Source organism: Acidovorax sp. GW821-FHT10E04 (assembly GCF_059415185.1).
The window spans coordinates 236290-256083 of the sequence record NZ_JBWKMT010000008.1 but is presented as its reverse complement, the minus strand read 5'-3'; the positions used below and the strand labels follow the sequence as shown (position 1 = coordinate 256083).

17 protein-coding genes are annotated in these 19794 nt (G+C 69.6%); 11 read left to right on the top strand and 6 right to left on the bottom strand.

From position 1 onward, the window contains the following. Positions 1–20 precede the first annotated feature (20 nt). From AC07OC_RS23860 to AC07OC_RS23845, 4 genes are all read left to right on the top strand, one after another. On the top strand, positions 21–776 hold the full coding sequence (locus tag AC07OC_RS23860; RefSeq protein ID WP_218296928.1) for an alanyl-tRNA editing protein: 756 nt from the start codon (positions 21–23) through the stop codon (positions 774–776). A 408-nt stretch (positions 777–1184) separates the two neighbouring features. Beyond that, entirely contained in the window at positions 1185–4985 is a 3801-nt protein-coding gene (locus AC07OC_RS23855; protein WP_218366911.1) for a DUF748 domain-containing protein, read from the top strand. A gap of 204 nt (positions 4986–5189) precedes the next feature. Further along, positions 5190–7430 (top strand): protein-disulfide reductase DsbD family protein, encoded by a 2241-nt coding sequence (locus AC07OC_RS23850; protein ID WP_218341303.1) that lies wholly within the window; start codon positions 5190–5192, stop codon positions 7428–7430. Between the two features lie 55 nt (positions 7431–7485). Then, on the top strand, positions 7486–8091 hold the full coding sequence (locus tag AC07OC_RS23845; protein ID WP_218341302.1) for a thioredoxin family protein: 606 nt from the start codon (positions 7486–7488) through the stop codon (positions 8089–8091). 127 nt (positions 8092–8218) lie between these two features. Here the strand turns inward: AC07OC_RS23845 and AC07OC_RS23840 are convergent, their stop codons facing one another. After that, complete coding sequence (locus AC07OC_RS23840) at positions 8219–8569, bottom strand: hypothetical protein (protein ID WP_218296924.1); 351 nt, start codon at positions 8567–8569, stop codon at positions 8219–8221. Between the two features lie 91 nt (positions 8570–8660). Here AC07OC_RS23840 and AC07OC_RS23835 point away from each other — a divergent pair, with 91 nt between their 5' ends. Both AC07OC_RS23835 and AC07OC_RS23830 read left to right on the top strand, forming a co-directional pair. Continuing rightward, positions 8661–9176 carry a CoA-binding protein gene (locus tag AC07OC_RS23835; RefSeq protein ID WP_218341301.1) on the top strand — a complete coding sequence of 172 codons (516 nt, stop codon included), beginning with the start codon at positions 8661–8663 and terminating at the stop codon, positions 9174–9176. A gap of 60 nt (positions 9177–9236) precedes the next feature. Continuing rightward, positions 9237–10562 carry an O-acetylhomoserine aminocarboxypropyltransferase/cysteine synthase family protein gene (locus AC07OC_RS23830; RefSeq protein WP_218341300.1) on the top strand — a complete coding sequence of 442 codons (1326 nt, stop codon included), beginning with the start codon at positions 9237–9239 and terminating at the stop codon, positions 10560–10562. 13 nt (positions 10563–10575) lie between these two features. Here the strand turns inward: AC07OC_RS23830 and AC07OC_RS23825 are convergent, their stop codons facing one another. Continuing rightward, positions 10576–11385: an IclR family transcriptional regulator gene (locus AC07OC_RS23825; protein ID WP_218341299.1), complete on the bottom strand. Its 810-nt coding sequence runs from the start codon at positions 11383–11385 to the stop codon at positions 10576–10578. 143 nt (positions 11386–11528) lie between these two features. On the opposite strand from AC07OC_RS23825, the gene AC07OC_RS23820 reads away from it, so the two are divergent. The 4 genes from AC07OC_RS23820 (at position 11529) to AC07OC_RS23805 (ending at position 15515) form a co-directional block, all read left to right on the top strand. Next, positions 11529–12488 (top strand): MBL fold metallo-hydrolase, encoded by a 960-nt coding sequence (locus AC07OC_RS23820; RefSeq protein ID WP_218296919.1) that lies wholly within the window; start codon positions 11529–11531, stop codon positions 12486–12488. Positions 12489–12514: 26 nt separating this feature from the next. Next, a complete protein-coding gene (locus AC07OC_RS23815) occupies positions 12515–14167 on the top strand; it encodes an FAD-dependent oxidoreductase (protein WP_218341298.1) in 1653 nt (550 codons plus the stop codon). Positions 14168–14181: 14 nt separating this feature from the next. Then, complete coding sequence (locus AC07OC_RS23810) at positions 14182–14442, top strand: DUF2783 domain-containing protein (RefSeq protein WP_218297010.1); 261 nt, start codon at positions 14182–14184, stop codon at positions 14440–14442. A 104-nt stretch (positions 14443–14546) separates the two neighbouring features. Then, positions 14547–15515, top strand: a complete 969-nt coding sequence (locus AC07OC_RS23805) for a Bug family tripartite tricarboxylate transporter substrate binding protein (protein ID WP_218296917.1) — start codon at positions 14547–14549, stop codon at positions 15513–15515. A gap of 169 nt (positions 15516–15684) precedes the next feature. Here the strand turns inward: AC07OC_RS23805 and AC07OC_RS23800 are convergent, their stop codons facing one another. The 3 genes from AC07OC_RS23800 to AC07OC_RS23790 are packed head-to-tail and all read right to left on the bottom strand — an operon-like array spanning position 15685 to position 17414. Further along, complete coding sequence (locus AC07OC_RS23800) at positions 15685–16266, bottom strand: DUF2062 domain-containing protein (RefSeq protein WP_369643521.1); 582 nt, start codon at positions 16264–16266, stop codon at positions 15685–15687. Further along, positions 16257–16418: a hypothetical protein gene (locus tag AC07OC_RS23795; protein WP_218296916.1), complete on the bottom strand. Its 162-nt coding sequence runs from the start codon at positions 16416–16418 to the stop codon at positions 16257–16259. The genes AC07OC_RS23800 and AC07OC_RS23795 overlap by 10 nt, the downstream gene beginning before the upstream one ends. Positions 16419–16433: 15 nt before the next feature. Next, entirely contained in the window at positions 16434–17414 is a 981-nt protein-coding gene (locus AC07OC_RS23790; protein ID WP_218296915.1) for a TerC family protein, read from the bottom strand. Between the two features lie 264 nt (positions 17415–17678). On the opposite strand from AC07OC_RS23790, the gene AC07OC_RS23785 reads away from it, so the two are divergent. Then, on the top strand, positions 17679–18584 hold the full coding sequence (locus AC07OC_RS23785) for a LysR substrate-binding domain-containing protein (protein ID WP_218341297.1): 906 nt from the start codon (positions 17679–17681) through the stop codon (positions 18582–18584). A 23-nt stretch (positions 18585–18607) separates the two neighbouring features. Here the strand turns inward: AC07OC_RS23785 and AC07OC_RS23780 are convergent, their stop codons facing one another. Next, positions 18608–19774 (bottom strand): ABC transporter substrate-binding protein, encoded by a 1167-nt coding sequence (locus tag AC07OC_RS23780; protein WP_218341296.1) that lies wholly within the window; start codon positions 19772–19774, stop codon positions 18608–18610. Between the last annotated feature and the right edge of the window lie 20 nt (positions 19775–19794).

Genomic DNA, 19794 nt, shown 5'->3' with positions numbered 1-19794 from the left:
CATGCCGCTACCATCACCGCATGACCCAAGACATCTTCCGACAAGACGCCTACCTGCGCGACTGCGATGCGCACGTCACCGCCATCACCGACACCGGCGCCATCGTGCTGGACCGCACGGTGTTCTATCCGCTGGGCGGGGGCCAGGCCGGCGACAGCGGCGTGCTCTTGCTCGCCGACGGCAGCAGCATCGCCATCGCCGACACCCGCAAGGGCAAGGACGCCGAAGGCCATGCCACCAGCGACATCGTGCATGTCCCCGCCCCGGGGCAGGAAGACCGCGTGGCCCAGCTCGCGGCAGGCACCGCCGTGACCGCCCGCATCGACTGGGAACGCCGCCACCGCATGATGCGCCTGCACACCACCTCGCACCTGCTGTGCCATGTGGTGCCGCAACTGGTCAACGGCTGCTCCATCACCCCCGACTACGCGCGGCTGGACTTCGCGATGACCGACCCGCTCGACAAGGAAGCCCTCACCGCCGCCATCGCCGCCCTGGTGGCCGCCGCGCACCCGCTCACGGTGGCCTCGATCAGCGACGAAGAACTGGACGCCAACCCTGCCCTGGTCAAAAGCATGAGCGTGCAGCCCCCGCGTGGCACGGGGCGCATCCGCACCATCCGCATCGGGGGTGACAGCGGTGCACCGCTGATCGACCTACAGCCCTGTGGCGGCACCCATGTGGCCAACACGTCCGAGATCGGCGCCATCGTGGTGACGAAGATTGAAAAGAAAAGCGCCACCACCCGCAGGGTGGTGCTGGGCTTTGCCCAGTGAGCGCAGCGAAGAGCGCTTTTCTTTGGGGAGCACTCATGGGTGCGCAGCGCAAATGAGTGCCCCCAAAAAGACGTGGCACTGCCCCACCACCCGCAGGGTGGTGCTGGGCTTTGCCCAGTGAGCGCAGCGAAGAGCGCTTTTCCTTGGGGAGCACTCATGGGTGCGCAGCGCAAATGAGTGCGCACCAAAAGACGTGGCACTTGGCCACCACCCGCAGGGTGGCACCGGGCTTTGCCCAGTGAGCCCACGCCCTGGCCACCCCCTCAAATGTCAACAATCTTGAGCCAGGGCGGTGCCCCCGTTGCATTGGTTTACGCGGCCTGACGTACAACATGGACAATAGCGGCCCGCGCACGCGGTCTTGCACCAGGCCTCCTGGGACGGCGGCGCTCACTTCTGCCTGCCGCCATGCCGTTTTCCCTGCGCTCCGTCACCCCTGCCTCCGTCCGCCAGCACCGCTGGTTCCGCCCCATCGTGCGCGCCGCCCTGGCCCTGGCCGGGCTGTGGCTGTTGACCTGGCTGGCCGTGCCGCCGCTGCTCAAGGGCCCGCTGGAGCGCGCGGCCACCGCGCAGCTGGGCCGTGCCGTGACGGTGGGCGCGATCGATTTCAAGCCCTGGACGCTGGAGCTGGCCCTGCGCGACGTGGCGGTGGCCGGCGCCGACGAGGGCGCGCCACCCCAGCTCACCATCGGCCGCATCTACGCCGACGGCGAACTGCAGTCGCTGCTGCGCCTGGCGCCCGTGGTGGATGCCTTCACCGTGGAAAACCCCGTGCTGCGCCTCACGCACCGCGGCGATGGCCATTACGACGTGGACGACATCATCGCCAAGGTCACCGCGCCCACGAACGAGCCCGACACGGGGCCGGCGCGCCTGGCGCTCTACAACCTGGCGCTGACCGGCGGCAGCATCGACTTCACCGACAGCAGCGTGGGCAAGACCCACGAGGTGCGCGAGCTGGCGCTGCAGGTGCCGTTCGTGAGCACCCTTTCCAGCCAGCGCGACGTGAAGGTCGAGCCTCACCTGGCGTTCGTGCTGGGCGGCAGCCGCTTCGACTCCTCCGCCCAGGGCACCCCCTTCGCCCAGACCACCCATGCCGACGCGAACATCCGCTGGCAGGGGCTGAATCTCGCGCCCTATCTGGGGTACCTGCCCGCGAGCCTGCCGGTCAAGGTGCAGGGCGCCACGCTGGATGTGGATGTGAAAGTGGCGTTCGAGCAGGCGCCCCGCATGGCCGTGAAGCTCAGCGGGACCGTACAGGCACGCGATGTGCGCATGACCGACCGGGGCGGCCAGGACCTGCTGGCCTACGACGGGCTGAAGATCGACATGGCCGATGTGCGGCCGCTGGAACAGATCGTGCGCCTGAGCCATGTGGAGCTGACCGCGCCCGTGGTGACCGCCACGCGCAACGCGTCGGGCGACATCAACTGGGCCCAGCTGGCCCAGGCGCCGTCGGCCCCCGCGCAGGTCGCACAGGCCGCGCCGGCCAGCGCCGCGCGCGGGCCCGCCAGCTCCGGGGCAGCGCCCCCAACACCCGCCAGCGGCGCTGCATCGGGCCCCGCGCGCGCCAGGGCCGCAGCCCCCCGCGCGCCCGCGCCGTGGGAGGTGTCCGTCGCCAGCGCCGCGGTGCGGGGCGGCACCGTGCGCTGGGCCGACCAGGGCACGCGCCCGGCCGCCGCGCTGCAGGCCACCGACCTCACGCTGGACGCCGCCGGCATCGCCCTGCCCTTCACTGAATCGTCGAAGCCCTTCACCTTCAAGGGGGGCCTCAACGTGCAAGGCAGCGCCCTGGCCTTCGTGGGCGAAGCCACCGACCGGCGGGCGCAGACCACTGTCTCGGTCAACGCGCTGGCCCTGCAGCTGGCGGCCCCGTATCTAGCGCAGGCGCTGGAGCCGCAGGTGTCCGGACAGCTGACGGGCGACGTGGCCGTGTTGTGGGAGGCGCCCAGCCCCAAGGCCGCGCAGGCCGGCGCCACCGGCGTCACCCTGACGGCCGGCCCCCTGGCCCTGGAGCAACTGTCGGTGAAGCAAGGCAGGACCACGCTGGCCAGCCTGGGCAGGCTGGAGGTGCAGGGCGCCCAGGTGCCGCTGGATGCCCGCACGGTCACGCTGGAGAAGCTGACCCTCAGCCAGCCGCAGGCCACGGTGGACCGGGGCGCGGACGGGCGCTGGATGTTCGAGCGCTGGGCCAAGGGCGCCAGCCCGTCGCCCGCCCCCGCCAGCCCGCCCCCGGGCACCGCCGCGGCCGCCCCCTGGAAGCTGCGCGTGGCCGATTTCGCCGTGCAGGGGGGCGTGGTCTCCTTCGCCGACAACGCCCAGGCACGGCCCGTGGCCCTGGAAGTTTCCGCCCTGAACCTGAGCGCCAGGAACCTTGCCAGCGACGGCGCCAGGCCCGAGGCCTTCCAGCTCTCGGCGCGCGTGGCCGCGCCCGGCAAGGGTGGCGCCAGGGGCGCGGGCAAGCCCGAGGCAGGCCGGATCGACTACCAGGGCACCCTGGCCCTGCAGCCCCTGGCCGCGCAGGGCAAGCTCGACATCGCGCGGCTGCCGCTGCATGCGCTGGACGGCTACCTGGCCAGCCAGCTGTCGGTGGAGCTGCTGCGCGCGGACGTGGGTTTCCGGGGCCAGGTCGCGCTGGCGCAGAACGACAAGGGCACCAGCCTGCGCCTGGCGGGCGACGCCGCCGTCGACGAACTCAAGGCCAACAGCACGGCCGCCTCCACGCCCAAGACCGAGGCGCAGGTGGGCGAGGAACTGCTGGCCTGGAAAAGCCTGAGCCTGCGCGGCCTGTCCGTGGCCACGGCGCCGGGCACGGCGCCACGCGTGGAGGTCAAGGAGACCAGCCTGGTGGACTTCTTCGCGCGCATCACCGTGAACGAGGCCGGCCGCATCAACCTGAGCGACATCGCCAAGACCCCCGCCGAGGCGCAGGCCGCGAACGCCGCCAGCGCCGCAGCGAGCGGCCCCGCGGCCTCTGCCTCCGCCGCGGCCCCCGCCAGCGCCGCGGTGGCCCAGGCCGACCCGCTGGCCCCGGTGGTGCAGTTCGGGCCGGTGAGCCTGGTCAATGGCCGGGTGGCGTTCTCGGACTTCTTCATCCGGCCCAACTACTCGGCCGACCTCTCGGAGCTGACCGGCCGGCTCAGCGCGTTCTCTTCCGAGGCCCCGGGCGGCGAACCCATGCTGGCCGACCTGGAGCTGCGCGGCCGTGCCGAGGGCTCGGCGTCGCTGGAAGTCACGGGCAAGCTCAACCCGCTGGCCAAGCCCCTGGCGCTCGACATCGTGGGCAAGGTGCGCGACCTGGAGCTGCCGCCGCTCACGCCGTATGCGGTGAAGTACGCCGGACACGGCATCGAGCGCGGCAAGCTCAGCATGGACGTGAACTACAAGGTGCTGCCGAGCGGCCAGCTCACGGCCAGCAACCGGCTGGTGCTCAACCAGCTGACCTTTGGCGAGCCGGTGGAGGGTGCGCCCAACAGCCTGCCGGTGAAGCTGGCGGTGGCGCTGCTGGCCGACCGCGACGGCGTGATCGACCTGGACCTGCCCATCAGCGGCTCGCTGAACGACCCGCAGTTCCGCCTGGGCCCGGTGATCGGCCGGATCATCGTCAACCTCATCGGCAAGGCCCTCACCGCCCCCTTCAGCCTGCTGGCCAGCGCCTTTGGCGGCGGCAACGAGCTGAGCCACGTGGCCTTCGCGCCGGGCAGCGCCGCGCTCACGGCCGAGGCGAAACAGAATCTGGACAAGGTGGTGAAGGCGCTGACCGACCGGCCGGCCCTCAAGATCACCGTGACCGGCATGGCGAGCCTCAAGGACGAGCGCGAAGGCCTGCAGCGCGAACGCCTGCAGCAGCTGGTGGCCGCCGAAAAGCGCCGTGCGGGCGGGGGCGACACGGCAGCGCCCGTGTCGGCGGCCGAGTACCCCGCCCTGCTCAAGGAGGTGTACCGCCGCGCCGACATCCCCAAGCCGCGCAACCTGGTGGGCCTGGCCAAGGACCTCACGGTGCCCGAGATGGAAACCCTGCTGATCACCAGCCAGAGCGCCACCGACGCGATGGCCGCCGAACTCGCGCAGGAACGCGGCCAGGCGATCCGGGCCTATCTGGTGGCGCAGAAGCTGCCCGCCGAACGGCTGTTCGTGGCCGCGCCCAAGTCGGGCAGCCAGCCCGACAAGTGGACACCGCGTGCGGAACTGAGCCTGAACACCCAGTAGCCCCCGTGCCGCCACGAGACGCGGCGGCTCTTCGGAGCGGTCCCCGGCGCCTCGTGCCGGAGCTGCTGCGCCCGTTTCCCCAGGGGGCCCGCGGGGCGCGCCCCGTTCCAGAGGGAGGGCGGTCCCGCGCACAATGGCGGATTCACTGAATGGACGGCCGGGCGCCGGAACCAACGGCGCCGCGCCTGCTCCCACACTGCAACCATGCCCCAACGCCTGCTCCACCGCCTTGCAGTCACTCTGCTTTTCATAGCCGCCAGCGCTGTATGGACAAGCGCTAGCGCCCAATTCAGCCCCAAAACCAGCGGCCAAGGCACGAGCGTGGTCACCACGCCGTATGTGCGGGCCGAGCTGATGGCCCATGCCCCCCAGGGCGTAGCGCCCGGCCAGCCGCTGTGGCTGGGCCTCTCGATCACCCACCAGCCCGAGTGGCATACCTACTGGAAGAACCCCGGCGACTCCGGCCTGCCCACCGACCTGGCCTGGACGCTGCCCGCCGGCCTGGACGCGGGCGAGATCGCCTGGCCCCTGCCCCGCAAGATCCCCATCGGCACCCTGGCCAACTACGGCTATGAAGGCACGGTGCTGCTGCCCGTGCCCGTCACGGTGGCCGGCAGCTTTGCCGCCGGGCCGCTCGCCAGGGACGCCACGATCAAGCTGCGCGCATCCTGGCTTGTCTGCCGCAAGGAGTGCATCCCCGAAGAGGGCGAATTCACGCTGCAGCTGCCCCTGCGCAGCACCACGGCCCTGAACGGCGCCGCGTTCGAGGCGGCCGCCCAGGCGCAGCCCCGGCCCGTGCTGGCGGGCACCGGCGGCATCGTGCCGGACAGCCAGGCGCAGATTTCCGACGGCAATGCGCTGCAGGTCAGCGTGCAGGGCCTGCCCGTGGCGCTGCGGGGCAAGACGCTGGACCTGTTCCCCGAAACCGCCGAGGTCATCGACAACGCCGCCAGTTGGAAGCAGGCCTGGAACGGCACCGTCTGGACCGCGCAGATTCCCCTGTCTGCCCAGCGCAGCAACAGCCCCACGCTGATGCCCGTGGTGCTGGCCGAGCAGATGGCCGCGCACGCCACCGGCCCCGACACCCGCACCGGCTACCGGGCCGAGCTCAAGGTGCTGGGCACCTGGCCCCCCGCGGCCTCGGTGGCCAGCGTGTCGCCCGCCTTGGAGGCCGCGCTCAAGGCCAATGCAGCGCAAGCGGGAGGAGCAGCGGCGTCGGCCGCAGGCTCCGGCGCATCGCCACTCACCCTCGCGGCGGCGCTGCTGGGTGCCTTGCTCGGCGGCCTCATCCTCAACCTCATGCCCTGCGTGTTCCCCGTACTGGCGATCAAGGTGGTGGGCTTCACCCGGCACGCGCAGGACCGCCGCGCGCACCGGCTCAGCGGCATGGCCTACGCGGCGGGCGTGGTGCTGTCGTTCATGCTGCTCGGCGCGCTCATGCTGGGCCTGCGCGCGGCGGGCGAGGCCATTGGCTGGGGCTTTCAGCTGCAGTCGCCGGCCGTGGTGGCCTCGCTGGCGGCGCTGTTCACGCTGATCGCGCTCAACCTGGCGGGGGTGTTCGAGTTCGGGCAGTTCCTGCCGTCCTCGGTGGCCAGCCTGCAGGCGCGCCACCCGGTGGCCGACAGCTTCCTGACCGGCGTGCTGGCCGTGGCCGTGGCATCACCCTGCACCGCACCATTCATGGGCGCATCGCTGGGCCTCACGGCCACCCTGCCCGCGCCGCAGGCGCTGGCCGTGTTCGCAGCGCTGGGCCTGGGCCTGGCGCTGCCGTTTCTGGCCGCGAGTTTCATCCCCGCCGTGGCCCGCGCGCTGCCGCGCCCCGGCGCGTGGATGGACACCTTCCGCAAGCTCATGGCCTTCCCCATGCTGGCCACCGTGGTCTGGCTGGTGTGGGTGCTGGGCCAGCAAAGCGGCATCGACGGCGCCGGTGCGCTGCTGATCCTGCTGGTGGGGCTGTCGCTGGTGGTGTGGGCGCTGTCGCTGGCGGGCCGCGCGCGCGTGTGGATGGCCAGTGTGTCCATCGCGGCGATGGCCTTGCTGGTCTGGGCCTTTGCGCCGCATATCACCACCATGCCCGCCACGCAGGCCGCCCCGCAGGTTTCCGCCAACGGCTGGCAGCCCTGGGCACCCGGCGCGGCCGAGCAGATCGTGGCCACGGGCCGCCCTGTGTTCGTGGACTTCACCGCCGCATGGTGCGTGACCTGCCAATACAACAAGAAGACCACGCTGGCCGACGCCGACGTGATCGCCGACCTGCAGGCCAGGAACGTGGCCCTGCTGCGCGCGGACTGGACGCGCCGCGACCCCGACATCACCGCCGCGCTGGCGGCGCTGGGCCGCAGCGGCGTGCCCGTGTACGTGTTCTACCGGCCCGGCAAGCCGCCCGTGGTGCTGACCGAGGTGCTCAGCGTGGACGAGGTGCGCTCCACCATTGCCCAGTTGTAGAGGTTTTCACCCCGTTTCTTTTCCATCGACAGCCAACCCTTCAGGAGAGTCCGCCATGAAGATGCTTCGCCGTACGTTGATTGCCACCGCCGCGCTGGTGGCGCTGGGTGCCCAGGCCGCCGCGACCGTGGGCCAGCCCGCCCCGGACTTCACGCTCAAGGACGCCGCCGGCAAGACGGTGCGCCTGTCGGACTTCAGGGGCAAACATGTGGTGCTGGAGTGGACCAATCCCGGCTGCCCCTTCGTGCGCAAGCACTACGACAGCGGCAACATGCCCGCCACGCAGAAGCACGCCACTGGCCAGAACGTGGTGTGGCTGGCGGTCAATTCCACCGAGAAGGCCAGCAGCGACTACCTGGAGCCCGCCAAACTCACGGCCTGGCTCGCCGAGCGCAAGGCCGTGCCCACCGCCGTGCTCATGGACGAGGAGGGCACCGTGGGCAAAAGCTATGGCGCGCGCACCACGCCGCACCTGTACATCGTCAACCCGCAGGGCGTGCTGGTCTATGCGGGCGGCATCGACAGTATCCCCTCGGCCCGGCCGGCCGACATCGAGAAGGCCACCAACTACGTGAAGGTGGGGCTGTCGGAGGCGCTGGCGGGCAAGCCGATCTCGGCGGCGACGACACAGCCTTATGGCTGCAGCATCAAGTACAAGTAGGAAGCCCCCCTGAGGCGCTGCGCGCCTTCCCCCGGCGGGGGACGCCACCGGTGGCCTGGCGGAGCCAGTTCCACGGTGGCACTGGTGCGGGGAGCGCGCCAGTTTTTACGAGTGTGGCGGGCTCGGCTCAGCGCGCCACGCAGTTCACGCGCAGCACACGGGGCGCCTGGAAGAACATCGTGTTGCCCTGGCCACGGATGTAGGTGCCACCGTCGCCGTACCCAAAGCCGGTGACCACACGCTCAGGCTGCAGCGGCACGGTGCGGCCGTTGATCTCCAGCAGCGCCGGGCCATCGGGCTGGGCGGGCCAGTGCACCACCAGCATGGGGCCACGGTCACAGGCGTAGGTCGTGACACGCTGGACCTTGGGGACATCGGGCGCGCGGGGCGGCGTGCAGGCGCTCAGGGCAACGGTGGACAGGACAACGGCGGCGGCCACAAGGCCAGTGGCGCGGCGAGCGCGTGGGGGGTTCTGCACGGGATCTCCTCGGAATCTGGGGCGGGGCCACAGTGTGGATGGACAACGGTGCTCTGGCGCCGCAGCAGTCCGTCCCCATACACTGCCATGTATGACACGCACGCCCGACACCATCAGCACCCTGCGCGATATTCTGACGCACTGCCGCACCCTTGCGGTGGTGGGACTGTCGCCCCAATGGCACAGGCCCAGCTATTTCGCGGCCAAGTACATGCAGGCGCATGGCTACCGCATCGTGCCGGTGAATCCGCTCGTCGCGCGCGAGGGCGGGCAGATTCTGGGGGAGACGGCCTACGCCAGCGTGGCCGATGCCGCCCGGGCGCTCGCGGCCCGGGGCGAACGCATCGACATGGTGGACTGCTTTCGCAAGAGCGAGGACATCCCCCCGCTGGCCGAGGAGGCGATCGCCATCGGTGCGCGCTGCCTGTGGCTGCAGCTGGGCGTGTTCAACGAGGCCGCCCGCCTGCAGGCAGAGGCCGCCGGGCTGCAGGTGGTCGAAAACCGCTGCGTGAAGATCGAGCACGCGCGGCTGTTTGGCGGCCTGGGCTGGATGGGCGTGAACACGCGCGTCATCAGCGCCAAGCGCCTGCGGCAACTGCCTTACTAGCAAATTCATAGCAGTCAGCGCTTGCCCATCAAGCGCTTGCGGCCAATTTCATTCAAGACCATGTCCTCATCAGACCACCCCTCCGGCGCCGACCGCGACTTCGGCTTCGGCACCCGCGCCATCCACGCCGGCGCCCAGCCCGACCCCGTGACCGGCGCACGCGCCACGCCGATCCACCAGACGACCAGCTTCGTGTTCGACAACGCCGAACACGCGAGCAGCCTGTTCAACCTGCAGACCTTCGGCAACGTCTACAGCCGCATCAGCAACCCTACGGTGGCCGTGTTCGAGGAGCGCATCGCCAGCCTGGAGAACGGCCGCGCGGCGCTGGCCTGCGCCAGCGGCATGGCCGCGCAGATGGCGGCGCTGCTGGCCATCCTGAAGACCGGCGACCACATCGTGGCGGCCAGCACGCTCTATGGCGGCACGGTGGGCCAGCTCGGCGTGGGCTTTGGCCGCCTCGGCATCGAGACCACGTTCGTGGACCCGGCCGACCCCGAGAACTTTGCCCGCGCCATGCGCCCCCACACCCGCGCCGTGTACGGCGAGACCATCGGCAACCCGCTGGTCAACGTGCTCGACATCGCGGCCGTGGCCGAGGTGGCGCATGCGCACGGCGTGCCGCTCATCATCGACAACACGGTGGCCAGCCCCTACCTGTGCAACCCGCTGGCCCTGGGCGCCGACATCGTGGTGCACAGCGCCACCAAGTACATCGGCGGCCACGGCACGACCATGGGCGGCGTGGTGGTGGAGGGCGGCAAGTTCCCGTGGGACAACGGCAAGTTCCCCGAGATGGTGGAGCCCAGCCGCGCCTACCACGGCGTGAAGTTCTATGAGACCTTCGGCGACTTCGGCTACACCATGAAGGCGCGCATGGAGGTCAACCGCACCTTCGGTGGCGTGCTCTCGCCCATGAACGCGTGGCAGCTGCTGCAGGGCGCCGAGACGCTGCACCTGCGCATGCGCGAGCACTGCCGCAATGCGCTGTCCGTGGCGAAGTTTCTGCAAGGCCATCCGCAGGTGGCGTGGGTCAACTACCCGGGTCTGGCGGATTCGCCGTACTTCGATCTGGCGCAAAAGCAGTTCCGCGCCGTGGACGGTACGCCCGGGGCCTCGGGCATCCTCACGTTTGGCGTGAAGGGCGGCGCGGCGGCGGGCGAGAAGTTCATCGACGCCTGCGAGTTCCTGAGCCACTTGGCCAACATCGGCGACGCCAAGACGCTGGTGATCCACCCCGCTTCCACCACCCACCGCCAGCTGAGCGAAGAAGAGCTGGCCCGCGCGGGCGTGAGCGCGGACATGGTGCGGCTGTCGGTGGGGATCGAGGATGTGGACGACATCCTGTGGGATATCGACCAGGCGCTGGGGCGCGCAACCGCCTGAACGCCCTGGCGCACTAGGCGGAGCTCACCGGCGCCCCCAGCCGTTGTGACAGGCTCCGCGCGGCCTCGCGCAGATGCCGCGCCGCCGGGCTGGCGGGACCCGTCCGCAGCGTGGCGCTGGGCCCGATCACCGCCAGGCACAGCACCAGCTGCCCGAACCCGTCAAACACCGGCGTGGCCAGCGCGCTGATGCCGGGCAGGAGCTGGTCGGTCACCTCGCTGATCTGGTGCGTGCGCACCGCCTCCAGTTCGGCCGCGAACGCGGGTTCATCCAGCGCGCCCGCGAACCCTTCGGCCGCCAAGGCTGCGGCGGCGCGTTCGCGCGACCCGAAGGCCGCGAACACCTTGCCCGTGGCCGTGTGGCGCACCGAGGCCGTGGTGCCGTGGCGCATGGCCACGTACACGGCCGTGGGGCCTTCCTCGACGCGGATGATGGTCGGGCCGCTGTCGCCCCACACCGAGGCCGACACGGTGTAGCCGATGCGCTGGGCCAGCGCGGGCAGCTCGGCGATGGCCAGGCGCACCGGGTCCACCTGCTGCAGGCTGATCAGGCCCAGCTGCATGGCCAAGGGGCCCAGGCCGTAGTGGCCGCTCACGGCGTCCTGCTCGATCAGGCCCAGCTTGCCAAAACTCACCAGGTAGGGATGGGCCTTGGCGGCCGTCATGTCCGCCGCGCGGGCCAGGTCCTTGAGCGCCATGCGCCGGCCGGTGCGCGCCAGCACCTTCAGCAACTGCCCACCCACCTCCACGCTCTGGATGCCGCGCGGGCTGCGGGGCGTGTCTTCGTCATCGGCAAGGGGCAGGTCGGGGGTCGTGATGGGCATGGGCCCGATTGTCCACGCCTGGCGGCAAGGCACGCCTCTTCGGGTTTTCACCTAAACAAATGCATTAGACATGAACGAATTTCTTGCCTAACATCAACACATTCCGTTTAGACAAACGCATTCATCATTAACAAATCTACACCATGAGCACCGTCAAAACCTTTGCCTCCGCCGCCGACCTCGAAGTGAAGAAGGTGAGCTTCGACAAGCTCTCCGACCACGCCTATGCCTACACCGCCGAGGGCGACCCCAACACCGGCATCATCATTGGCGACGACGCCGTGATGGTCATCGACACGCAGGCCACGCCGGTGATGGCGCAGGACGTGATCCGCCGCATCCGCGAAGTCACCGACAAGCCCATCAAGTACGTGCTGCTCTCCCACTACCACGCCGTGCGCGTGCTGGGTGCCAGCGCCTACGGTGCCGAGCACATCATCGCCAGCGAAGACACGCGCGACCTGATCGTGGAGCGCGGCCAGTTCGACAAGGACAGCGAGATCGGCCGCTTTCCGCGCCTGTTCCAGAACGTGGAGAGCGTGCCCGAGGGCCTGACCTGGCCGACCATGACCTTCAACAAGAAGATGACCTTGTGGCTGGGCAGCGTGGAAGTGCAGATCCTGCAACTGGGCCGGGGCCACACCAAGGGCGACACGGTGGCCTGGCTGCCGCAGGAAAAAATCCTCTTTTCCGGAGACCTGGTGGAGTTCGACGCCACGCCGTATGCGGGCGATGCGTACTTCCAGGACTGGCCGCAGACCCTGGACAACCTGGCCGCCCTGAAGCCCGAGAAGCTAGTGCCCGGCCGGGGCGCCGCGCTGCAGACGCCCGAGCAGGTGCAGGCGGGCCTGGCGGGCACGCGCGCCTTCATCAGCGACCTGTACGAAAGCGTCAAGGCCAGCGCCGCCCAAGGCGAGGACCTGCGCAAGGTGTACGAGGCCACCTTCGCGAAGCTGCAACCCAAGTACGGCCACTGGGTGATCTTCAACCACTGCATGCCGTTCGACGTGACCCGCGCCTACGACGAGGCCACGCAGTACCCCGACCCGCGCATCTGGACGGCCGAGCGCGACATTCAGATGTGGAAATCTCTGGAAGGCTGAGCCACTGAGGCTGAAGGAGACAAAAGATGAACCCCAGAGACATTCCTGCCGAGGCGTTCCACGCGAGCGGCCCGGACGTGCAGGCCATCGATTTCGGCTACGTGCGCTCGCCCGACCAGGACAGCGCCGCGCCCGCGCCGCACCCCATCGTGGTCGTGGGTGCGGGCCCCGTGGGCCTGTCGCTCGCCATCGACCTGGCCCAGCGCGGCCAGCGCGTGGTGGTGCTGGACAACGACCACAAGCTCTCCATCGGCTCGCGCGCCATCTGCTTCGCCAAGCGCACGCTGGAGATCTGGGACCGCCTGGGCGTGGGCCAGCGCATGGCGGACAAGGGCGTGTCGTGGAACGTGGGCAAGGTGTTCCTCAAGGACGAGCAGCTCTACGAATTCAACCTGCTGCCCGAAGAAGGCCACGAGCGCCCCGCGTTCATCAACCTGCAGCAGTACTACGCCGAGGCCTACCTGGTGGAGCGCGCGCTGCAGCTGCCCGGCATCGACATCCGCTGGCACAACAAGGTGACCGCCGTGGCCGCACGCAACGACGGCGCCCTGCTCAGCATCGACACACCCGAAGGCCCCTACCAGGTGGATGCGCAATGGGTGGCCGCCTGCGACGGCTCGCGTTCGCCCCTGCGCCAGATGATGGGACTGGAAAGCAAGGGCCGCATCTTCCAGGACCGGTTCCTGATCGCCGACGTGAAGCTGGCGGGCGATGCGGACTTCCCGACCGAGCGCTGGTTCTGGTTCGACCCGCCCTTTCACCCCGGCCAGAGCGTGCTGCTGCACCGCCAGCCGGACAACGTGTGGCGCATCGACTTCCAGCTGGGCTGGGACGCCGACCCGGAAGAAGAAAAGAAGCCCGGGAACATCATCCCGCGCGTGCAGGCGCTGCTGGGCGCGGATGCGCAGTTCGAGCTGGACTGGGCGAGTGTCTACACCTTTGCCTGCCTGCGCATGGACCAGTTCGTGCACGGCCGCGTGGTCTTCGCGGGCGACAGCGCGCATGGCGTCTCGCCCTTTGGCGCACGCGGCGCCAACAGCGGCGTGCAGGATGCCGAGAACCTGGCCTGGAAGCTGGACTGGGTGCTCAAGGGCCGGGTGGGCCCTGCCCTGCTGGCCACCTACGGGCCCGAGCGCGAGTACGCGGCGGACGAGAACCTGTGCAACTCCACGCGCGCCACCGACTTCATCACGCCCAAGAGCGAGGTGAGCCGCCTGTTCCGCGATGCCGCGCTGCACCTGGCGCGCGAGCATGCGTTTGCGCGCCGCATCGTCAACAGCGGACGCCTGTCGGTGCCGGCCACGCTGCACCAGTCGCCGCTGAACACGCCCGACGCCGACACCTTCGCGGGCACGCAGGTGCCCGGTGCGGTGCTGCTCGACGCTCCCCTGACAAAACAGGGCCGCCCCACGTGGCTGCTGCGAGAGCTGGGGCCGGACTTCACGCTGCTGGTGTTTGGCCCCGCCCCCACCTGGGCCCGGGACCTGGCCCATGTGCGGGTGCTGCAGATCGGCATCGACGTGATCGACCACCAGGCGCTGGCCGCGCAGCGGCTCGATGCCCAGCCACGCACCGTGTACCTCGTGCGCCCCGACCAGCATGTGTGCGCACGTTGGCGCACCCCCACCGAAGCGGCGGTGCGTGCCGCCCTGGCCCACGCCACGGCGCCGGCCCCCTGACAAGGAACACCTTCATCATGCTCAACACCCAGCCCCACCTGCAGGCCTGCGACGATTTTTACGAGGCGCTGATCGCTGCGCACCAGGGCCTGTCCACGCCCGAGAGCCACGCCATGAACGCCCGCCTCGTGCTGCTGCTGGCCAACCACATCGGCGACCAGGCCACGCTGCTGCATGCCCTGCAGCTGGCGCGCGGCGCCGCGATGCCTCTGGCAGACCGGCGCGCCACCCAGGCCATCACGCCCGTGGTGCCCACGCACGCCCTGGCGGCCTAGCCGCGCCCCCGCACCCCATCCGCCCCCCGGGGCTTCGGCACCGCACGGACGGTGCAAGCCCCGGCTTTGCCCGATTCTTTTGACGACACCCCGGAGACGACACCATGCTGCGCAAACACTTCCTCGCCACCCTTGCCGGGCTGGCCCTGGCCACCACCCTCCCCCAGGCCCATGCCCAGGACACCAAGCCGCTGGAATGGGTGGTGGGCTATGCCGCCGGCGGCGGCTCGGACATCGTCGCGCGCACCATCGCCGAGTCGATGTCGGCCACGCTGGGCCGCCCCATCGTCATCAACAACAAGCCCGGCGCGGGCACCAACATCGCGGCCGAGTACAGCGCGCGCAACAAGGACTTCGGCAACCTGATCTTCTCGGCCGACTTCGCCACGCTGGCCGCCAACCCGTTCCTGTTCAGCAAGCTGAGCTACAACGCCGAGAAGGACTTCCAGCCCGTGGGCCTGCTGGTGCGCTTCCCCATGTTCCTCGTGGTGTCCAACAACGTGCCCGCCAGGAACCTCAAGGAGTTCATGGCCTGGGCCAAGGGCCTGCCCGACGGCGTGAACTGGGCCTCGGCCGGGCCCGGCAGCCCGCACCACCTGGTGGGCGAGCTGTTCCGCGAGCAAAGCGGCCTCAGGCTCACGCACGTGCCCTACCGGGGTGCGGCACCGGCCATCCAGGACGTGATCGGCGGCCAGGTCCCGGCCATGTGGATCGACAGCGCCACCGTGTACCCGTTCCTTGCCGCCGGCAAGGTCAAGGCCATCGGCGTGGCCAGCCCGCAGCGCGTGGGCACCATGCCCGACGTGGCCACCATTGCCGAACAGGGCCTGCAGGGCTTCGAGGGCTTTGCGTGGCAGGGGCTGGTCGCCCCCCATGGCACCTCGGCCGAGGCGGTGGCCCAGTTCAGCAAGGCCCTTCAAACCGCCCTTGCCGACACGCGCACGCGTGCGCGCCTGCAGGCCCTGGGTGTCGAACCCTTGCCCGGCACCGCCGCGCAGATGGGGAGCTTCGCGCGCGCCGAACGCGAGAAGTGGGGGCGTGTGATCACCAAGGTGGGCGTCAAGCTGGATTGAGCCCCCTGAGCGGCTGCGCCGCTTCCCCCTCAGGGGGACGCCACCTGCGGCCTGGCCAAGCCAGTCCCGCGGTGGCACTGGCGATAGCAGCGCGCCGGTTTCGCTGCCCGTGGACTCCAGGATCTGCGGGATTTCGCGCTTCGGAAAGCGAGCAGCGCCGATTCGTCCGTTACGCGGCGGCTGAGCGGCAGCGCGCCAGCCGGCGCTTGCGCTGCAGGGCGGGGGCCAGCCACAGCACCTGCACCACGGCGTAACCCAGCGCCGCGAGCAGCAATCCCAGCGTGGGCAGGCCGACCAGCAGTGGCGTGCCCAGGGCCTGGATCCAGGCCGCCATCGCCTGCACGGAGAAATCGCCGCCCGGCGCCACGCTGCTCCATGGCGGCAGGGTTTGCGTGCCGGGCATCACCAGCGCGCCCAGGTAGAAGGCCAGGGCATACAGCGGCACGGTGGTGAACGGGTTGGTATAGAAGGTGGCCACGCCGCCCGCCACCACGTTGCCGCGCAGCCACGCGCACACCAGCAGGGTGCCGGGGATCTGCAGCGGGCCGGGAATGAGCCCGCAGAACATGCCGGCCGCCACACCGCGCGCCAGCGGCTGGCGCTGAAAGCGGAACAGCTCGCGCCGCTCCAGCCAGGGCCGCAAGCGGGCGAGCCAGCCCCGGTCCAGGTGCACGCGGGCCCGGGGTTCCAGGCCGCGCAACCAGCGGCGCAGGGTGCACAGCATCTGCATCACCACCCTGATCAGCTCCACGCCAGGGCCGCGGCCGTGCCGGCGCCCCACAGGGCGGCAAGGCCCGCCAGCAGGCGCACGTCCCGCCGCTCATTGCCGGCGCGGTACGCCGTCACCGTCGCCCCCACCAGGCCCACCAGCACACAGAGCATGATGGCATCGAGCAATTGCATGGTCTCCTACTCCCTTCAGTCCTTGGATGGCGATGCCAGGGGCTTGTGGGCGCCCGGGGCCGAGTTGCGCAGCGACAGGAAGATCGAACCCGCGATCAGCGATGCCGTGACCAGCAGCGCGTAGCCGATCGGAATCTTCACGAGGTCGATGAGCAGCATCTTGCCGCCGATGAACACCAGCACCAGGGCCAGGCCATAGGCCAGCAGGTGGAAGCGGTCGGCCAGGTCCGCCAGCAGGAAGTACAGCGCACGCAGGCCCAGGATGGCGAAGATGTTGGCCGTGAGCACGATGAACGGGTCGCTGGTGATGGCGAAGATGGCCGGGATGCTGTCCACCGCGAAGATGATGTCGGTGGTGCCGATGAGCACCAGCACCACGAACAGCGGGGTGTAGTGCTTGACGCCCTGGACCAGCGTGGAGAGCTTTTCGCCGTCGAACTGGTCGGTGATGCGGATGCGCTTCTTCAGCAACCTGAGCACGGGGTTGGTCGCGATGTCGGGCTCCTGCCCGGCCGCGAACCACATCTTGGCACCCGTGACCACGAGGAACGCGCCGAACACGTACAGCAGCCAGTGGAAGGTGGCCAGCAGCCAGGCGCCTGCCAGGATGAGCAGCGTGCGCAGCACGATCGCGCCGATGATGCCGATGATGAGCGCGCGCTTCTGGTACTGCGGCGGCACGGCGAAATAGCTGAACAGCATCAGGAACACAAAGATGTTGTCCACCGAAAGGCTTTTTTCCACCAGGTAGCCGGTGATGAACTGCATCGACACCGTGTTGGCCACCTCGCGGCCCTGGCTGCCGTCCAGGTACCACCAGAGGATGCCCACGAACACGAAGGCCAGCGAGAACCACAGCAGGCTCCAGCGCACGGCCTCCTTCATCGTGACCTTGTGCGCGCCCTGGCGCTCCATCACCAGCAGGTCGATGCCGATGGCCACCACCACGAAGACGGCAAAGCCCGCCCACATCCACCAGGTTCCGATCGTTTCCATGAAGTCTTGCTCCTTCGCGCGACGGCGTCAGCGCCGCGAACGCGGCAGGGGTGGCAGGCCCGGGGTCGGGGCGGACAGGGGAAGGGGTGCGGCTTGGCGCATGGGTTCTCTCCGGTGCAATGGGTTGGCATTCAGGACAAGCCCGCACTGTAGGGATGCTTTTGCATCTTAAAAACCTGCCTTCACAATACTATTTGTTCGGTTTTTACGAACCAACCAGTTCCTGCACCGATACCCCTTCAACCCATTGGGATACGCAAGACCATGAGCCAGAGCTTCAACTACCGCCACCTGTACTACTTCTGGGTGGTCGCCAAGGAGGGCGGCATCGCGCGCGCCGCCGAGCGGCTGGACATGGCCGTGCAGACCATCAGCGCGCAGGTGCGCTCCCTTGAGCAGGCCCTGGGCACCAGCCTGCTGCGCACCGAGGGGCGCAGCCTGGTGCTCACCGAGGCCGGCGTGGCCGCGCTGCACGAGGCCGACCACATCTTTGCCCTGGGCGAGCAGCTGACCCACCGCGTGCGCGAGGCCGCCAGCGGCCAGACGCTGCGGCTGAACCTGGGTATCTCGGACGGCATCGCCAAGCTGGCCATGCACCGGCTGCTCACGCCCGTGCTCGACGAGCCCCACCTGCGCCTGCTGTGCCACGAGGGGGAGTTCCAGCCGCTGCTCGGCGAGCTCGCGCTGCACAAGCTCGACGCGGTGCTGGCCGACCGCGCCGCGCCGCCCAACCCGGCCCTCAAGACCACCAGCCAGCTGCTGGGCACGAGCGCCGTGGCCTGGTATGCCCCACCCGTGTGGGCCGAAGCGGCGGCGCGGCAGTTTCCGCAGAGCCTGGCGGTGGTGCCCGTGCTGCTGCCTACCGACCATGCCGCCATGCGCGCGCGCCTGGACCATTGGTTGGAGCGCGAACGCATTCGCCCGCGCATTGCCGGTGAATTCGAGGACAGTGCCCTGCTGAGCACCTTTGCCGCCACGGGCATGGGGGTGATGCCGGCCCCCGTGACCGTGGGCGCGCATCTGCTCAAGACCCATGGTCTGGTGCAGGTGGGCACGACGCCCGACGTGCAGGAGCAGTTCCACCTGATCTACAACGCGCGCAAGGTCATGCACCCGCTGCTCACGCGCTTGCTGGAAGCCTCCGAGGGAGGTGCGCTGCTCAACTCCTGAGCAGCGCGTGCTGCCTGTGCGGCCTATTTGGTGAACCGGCCGTCGCGGCCCATCATGAGCAGATCCACGAACTTGCCCGAACTGTGCTGCGTGGCCGACAGCTCCACGGGGTAGCCGCCCAGGTTCACGCTCTTCATCGACTCCATGGCCTGCACCAGCCCTGCGCGCGTGGGCTTGGCGCCCGCGCGCTGCAGCGCCTCGACCAGGAAGCGGGCGGAGATGAATCCCTCCATCTGGCTGAAGGTGTACTCGGTGATGCCCTTGGCCTTGGCCAGGGTCTGGAACTCGCGAGAGATCGGCATGCTCTGGTTCCACGGCGAGGGCACGACCTGCGACACCACCACGCCCCGCGCGCGCTCGCCCAGCGCCTTGACCAGCTGGGCGTTGCTGATCACCGAGAGCATGTAGAAGGTGGAGCGGTGCCCGGCCGCCAGGTAGGCATCGACGAAATCCACGCTGGGCTTGCCCGCGCTGATGACGATGATGGCCTGGGGCGTGGTCTTGGCCACCGAGGCCACGGCGTCCGCCATCTTCGAGCCATCCACCTCCAGCGGGGCCTGGGCCACGAGTTCCACCTTGTGGTTCTTGACCGACTTCTCGACCGAGGCCAGCCCGCCCGTGCCGAAGGGGTTGTTGAGGTAGACCGCCGCGATGCGCGCGATGCCCACCGAGGCCAGTTGCTTCACGGTGGCATCGAGCTCGGTCGCATAGCCTGCCTTGATGTTGAACACGTAGCGGCTGCTGGCCTGGCGCAGGCCGTCGGAGCCCGTGAACGGCGCGATGAAGGGCACGCCGCGCTCCTCGGCGATCGGCAGGGCGGCCAGCGCGGGCGGGGTGCCCGCGTACTGGAACAGCGCGAGCACCTTGTCCTCGTCGATCAGCTTCTTCGTGTTCTCGGCCGCCTTCTTGGGGTCGTAGGCATCGTCGAGGGCGACCACGCGGATCTTGCGGCCGCGCACGCCGCCCGAGGCATTCACATGGTCGAAATACAGGGCCGCGCCCTGGCGCACCTCGCTGGTCAGCGCCGCGAGCGGGCCGCTCAGCTGGCAGGACTGGCCGATCACGATCTCGCTGTCGGTCACGCCCGCGCTGTCCTGGGCCCAGGCCGTGCCCGCCAGCCCCGCGGCCAATGCCCCACCCGAACGCAAAAACGCCCTGCGTGCCAACCCTGGCTGAACGCCTGTCTTCATGCTTTGTCTCCTGTCGTATT

Bases quoted from the DNA above. Each gene is read 5' to 3' on its own strand.
- AC07OC_RS23780 (WP_218341296.1), bottom strand. From the start codon at position 19,774: ATGAAGACAGGCGTTCAGCCAGGGTTGGCACGCAGGGCGTTTTTGCGT.
- AC07OC_RS23845 (WP_218341302.1), top strand. From the start codon at position 7,486: ATGAAGATGCTTCGCCGTACGTTGATTGCCACCGCCGCGCTGGTGGCG.
- AC07OC_RS23835 (WP_218341301.1), top strand. From the start codon at position 8,661: ATGACACGCACGCCCGACACCATCAGCACCCTGCGCGATATTCTGACG.
- AC07OC_RS23795 (WP_218296916.1), bottom strand. From the start codon at position 16,418: ATGCAATTGCTCGATGCCATCATGCTCTGTGTGCTGGTGGGCCTGGTG.
- AC07OC_RS23850 (WP_218341303.1), top strand. From the start codon at position 5,190: ATGCCCCAACGCCTGCTCCACCGCCTTGCAGTCACTCTGCTTTTCATA.
- AC07OC_RS23820 (WP_218296919.1), top strand. From the start codon at position 11,529: ATGAGCACCGTCAAAACCTTTGCCTCCGCCGCCGACCTCGAAGTGAAG.
- AC07OC_RS23805 (WP_218296917.1), top strand. From the start codon at position 14,547: ATGCTGCGCAAACACTTCCTCGCCACCCTTGCCGGGCTGGCCCTGGCC.
- AC07OC_RS23825 (WP_218341299.1), bottom strand. From the start codon at position 11,385: ATGCCCATCACGACCCCCGACCTGCCCCTTGCCGATGACGAAGACACG.
- AC07OC_RS23815 (WP_218341298.1), top strand. From the start codon at position 12,515: ATGAACCCCAGAGACATTCCTGCCGAGGCGTTCCACGCGAGCGGCCCG.
- AC07OC_RS23790 (WP_218296915.1), bottom strand. From the start codon at position 17,414: ATGGAAACGATCGGAACCTGGTGGATGTGGGCGGGCTTTGCCGTCTTC.
- AC07OC_RS23855 (WP_218366911.1), top strand. From the start codon at position 1,185: ATGCCGTTTTCCCTGCGCTCCGTCACCCCTGCCTCCGTCCGCCAGCAC.
- AC07OC_RS23785 (WP_218341297.1), top strand. From the start codon at position 17,679: ATGAGCCAGAGCTTCAACTACCGCCACCTGTACTACTTCTGGGTGGTC.
- AC07OC_RS23830 (WP_218341300.1), top strand. From the start codon at position 9,237: ATGTCCTCATCAGACCACCCCTCCGGCGCCGACCGCGACTTCGGCTTC.
- AC07OC_RS23860 (WP_218296928.1), top strand. From the start codon at position 21: ATGACCCAAGACATCTTCCGACAAGACGCCTACCTGCGCGACTGCGAT.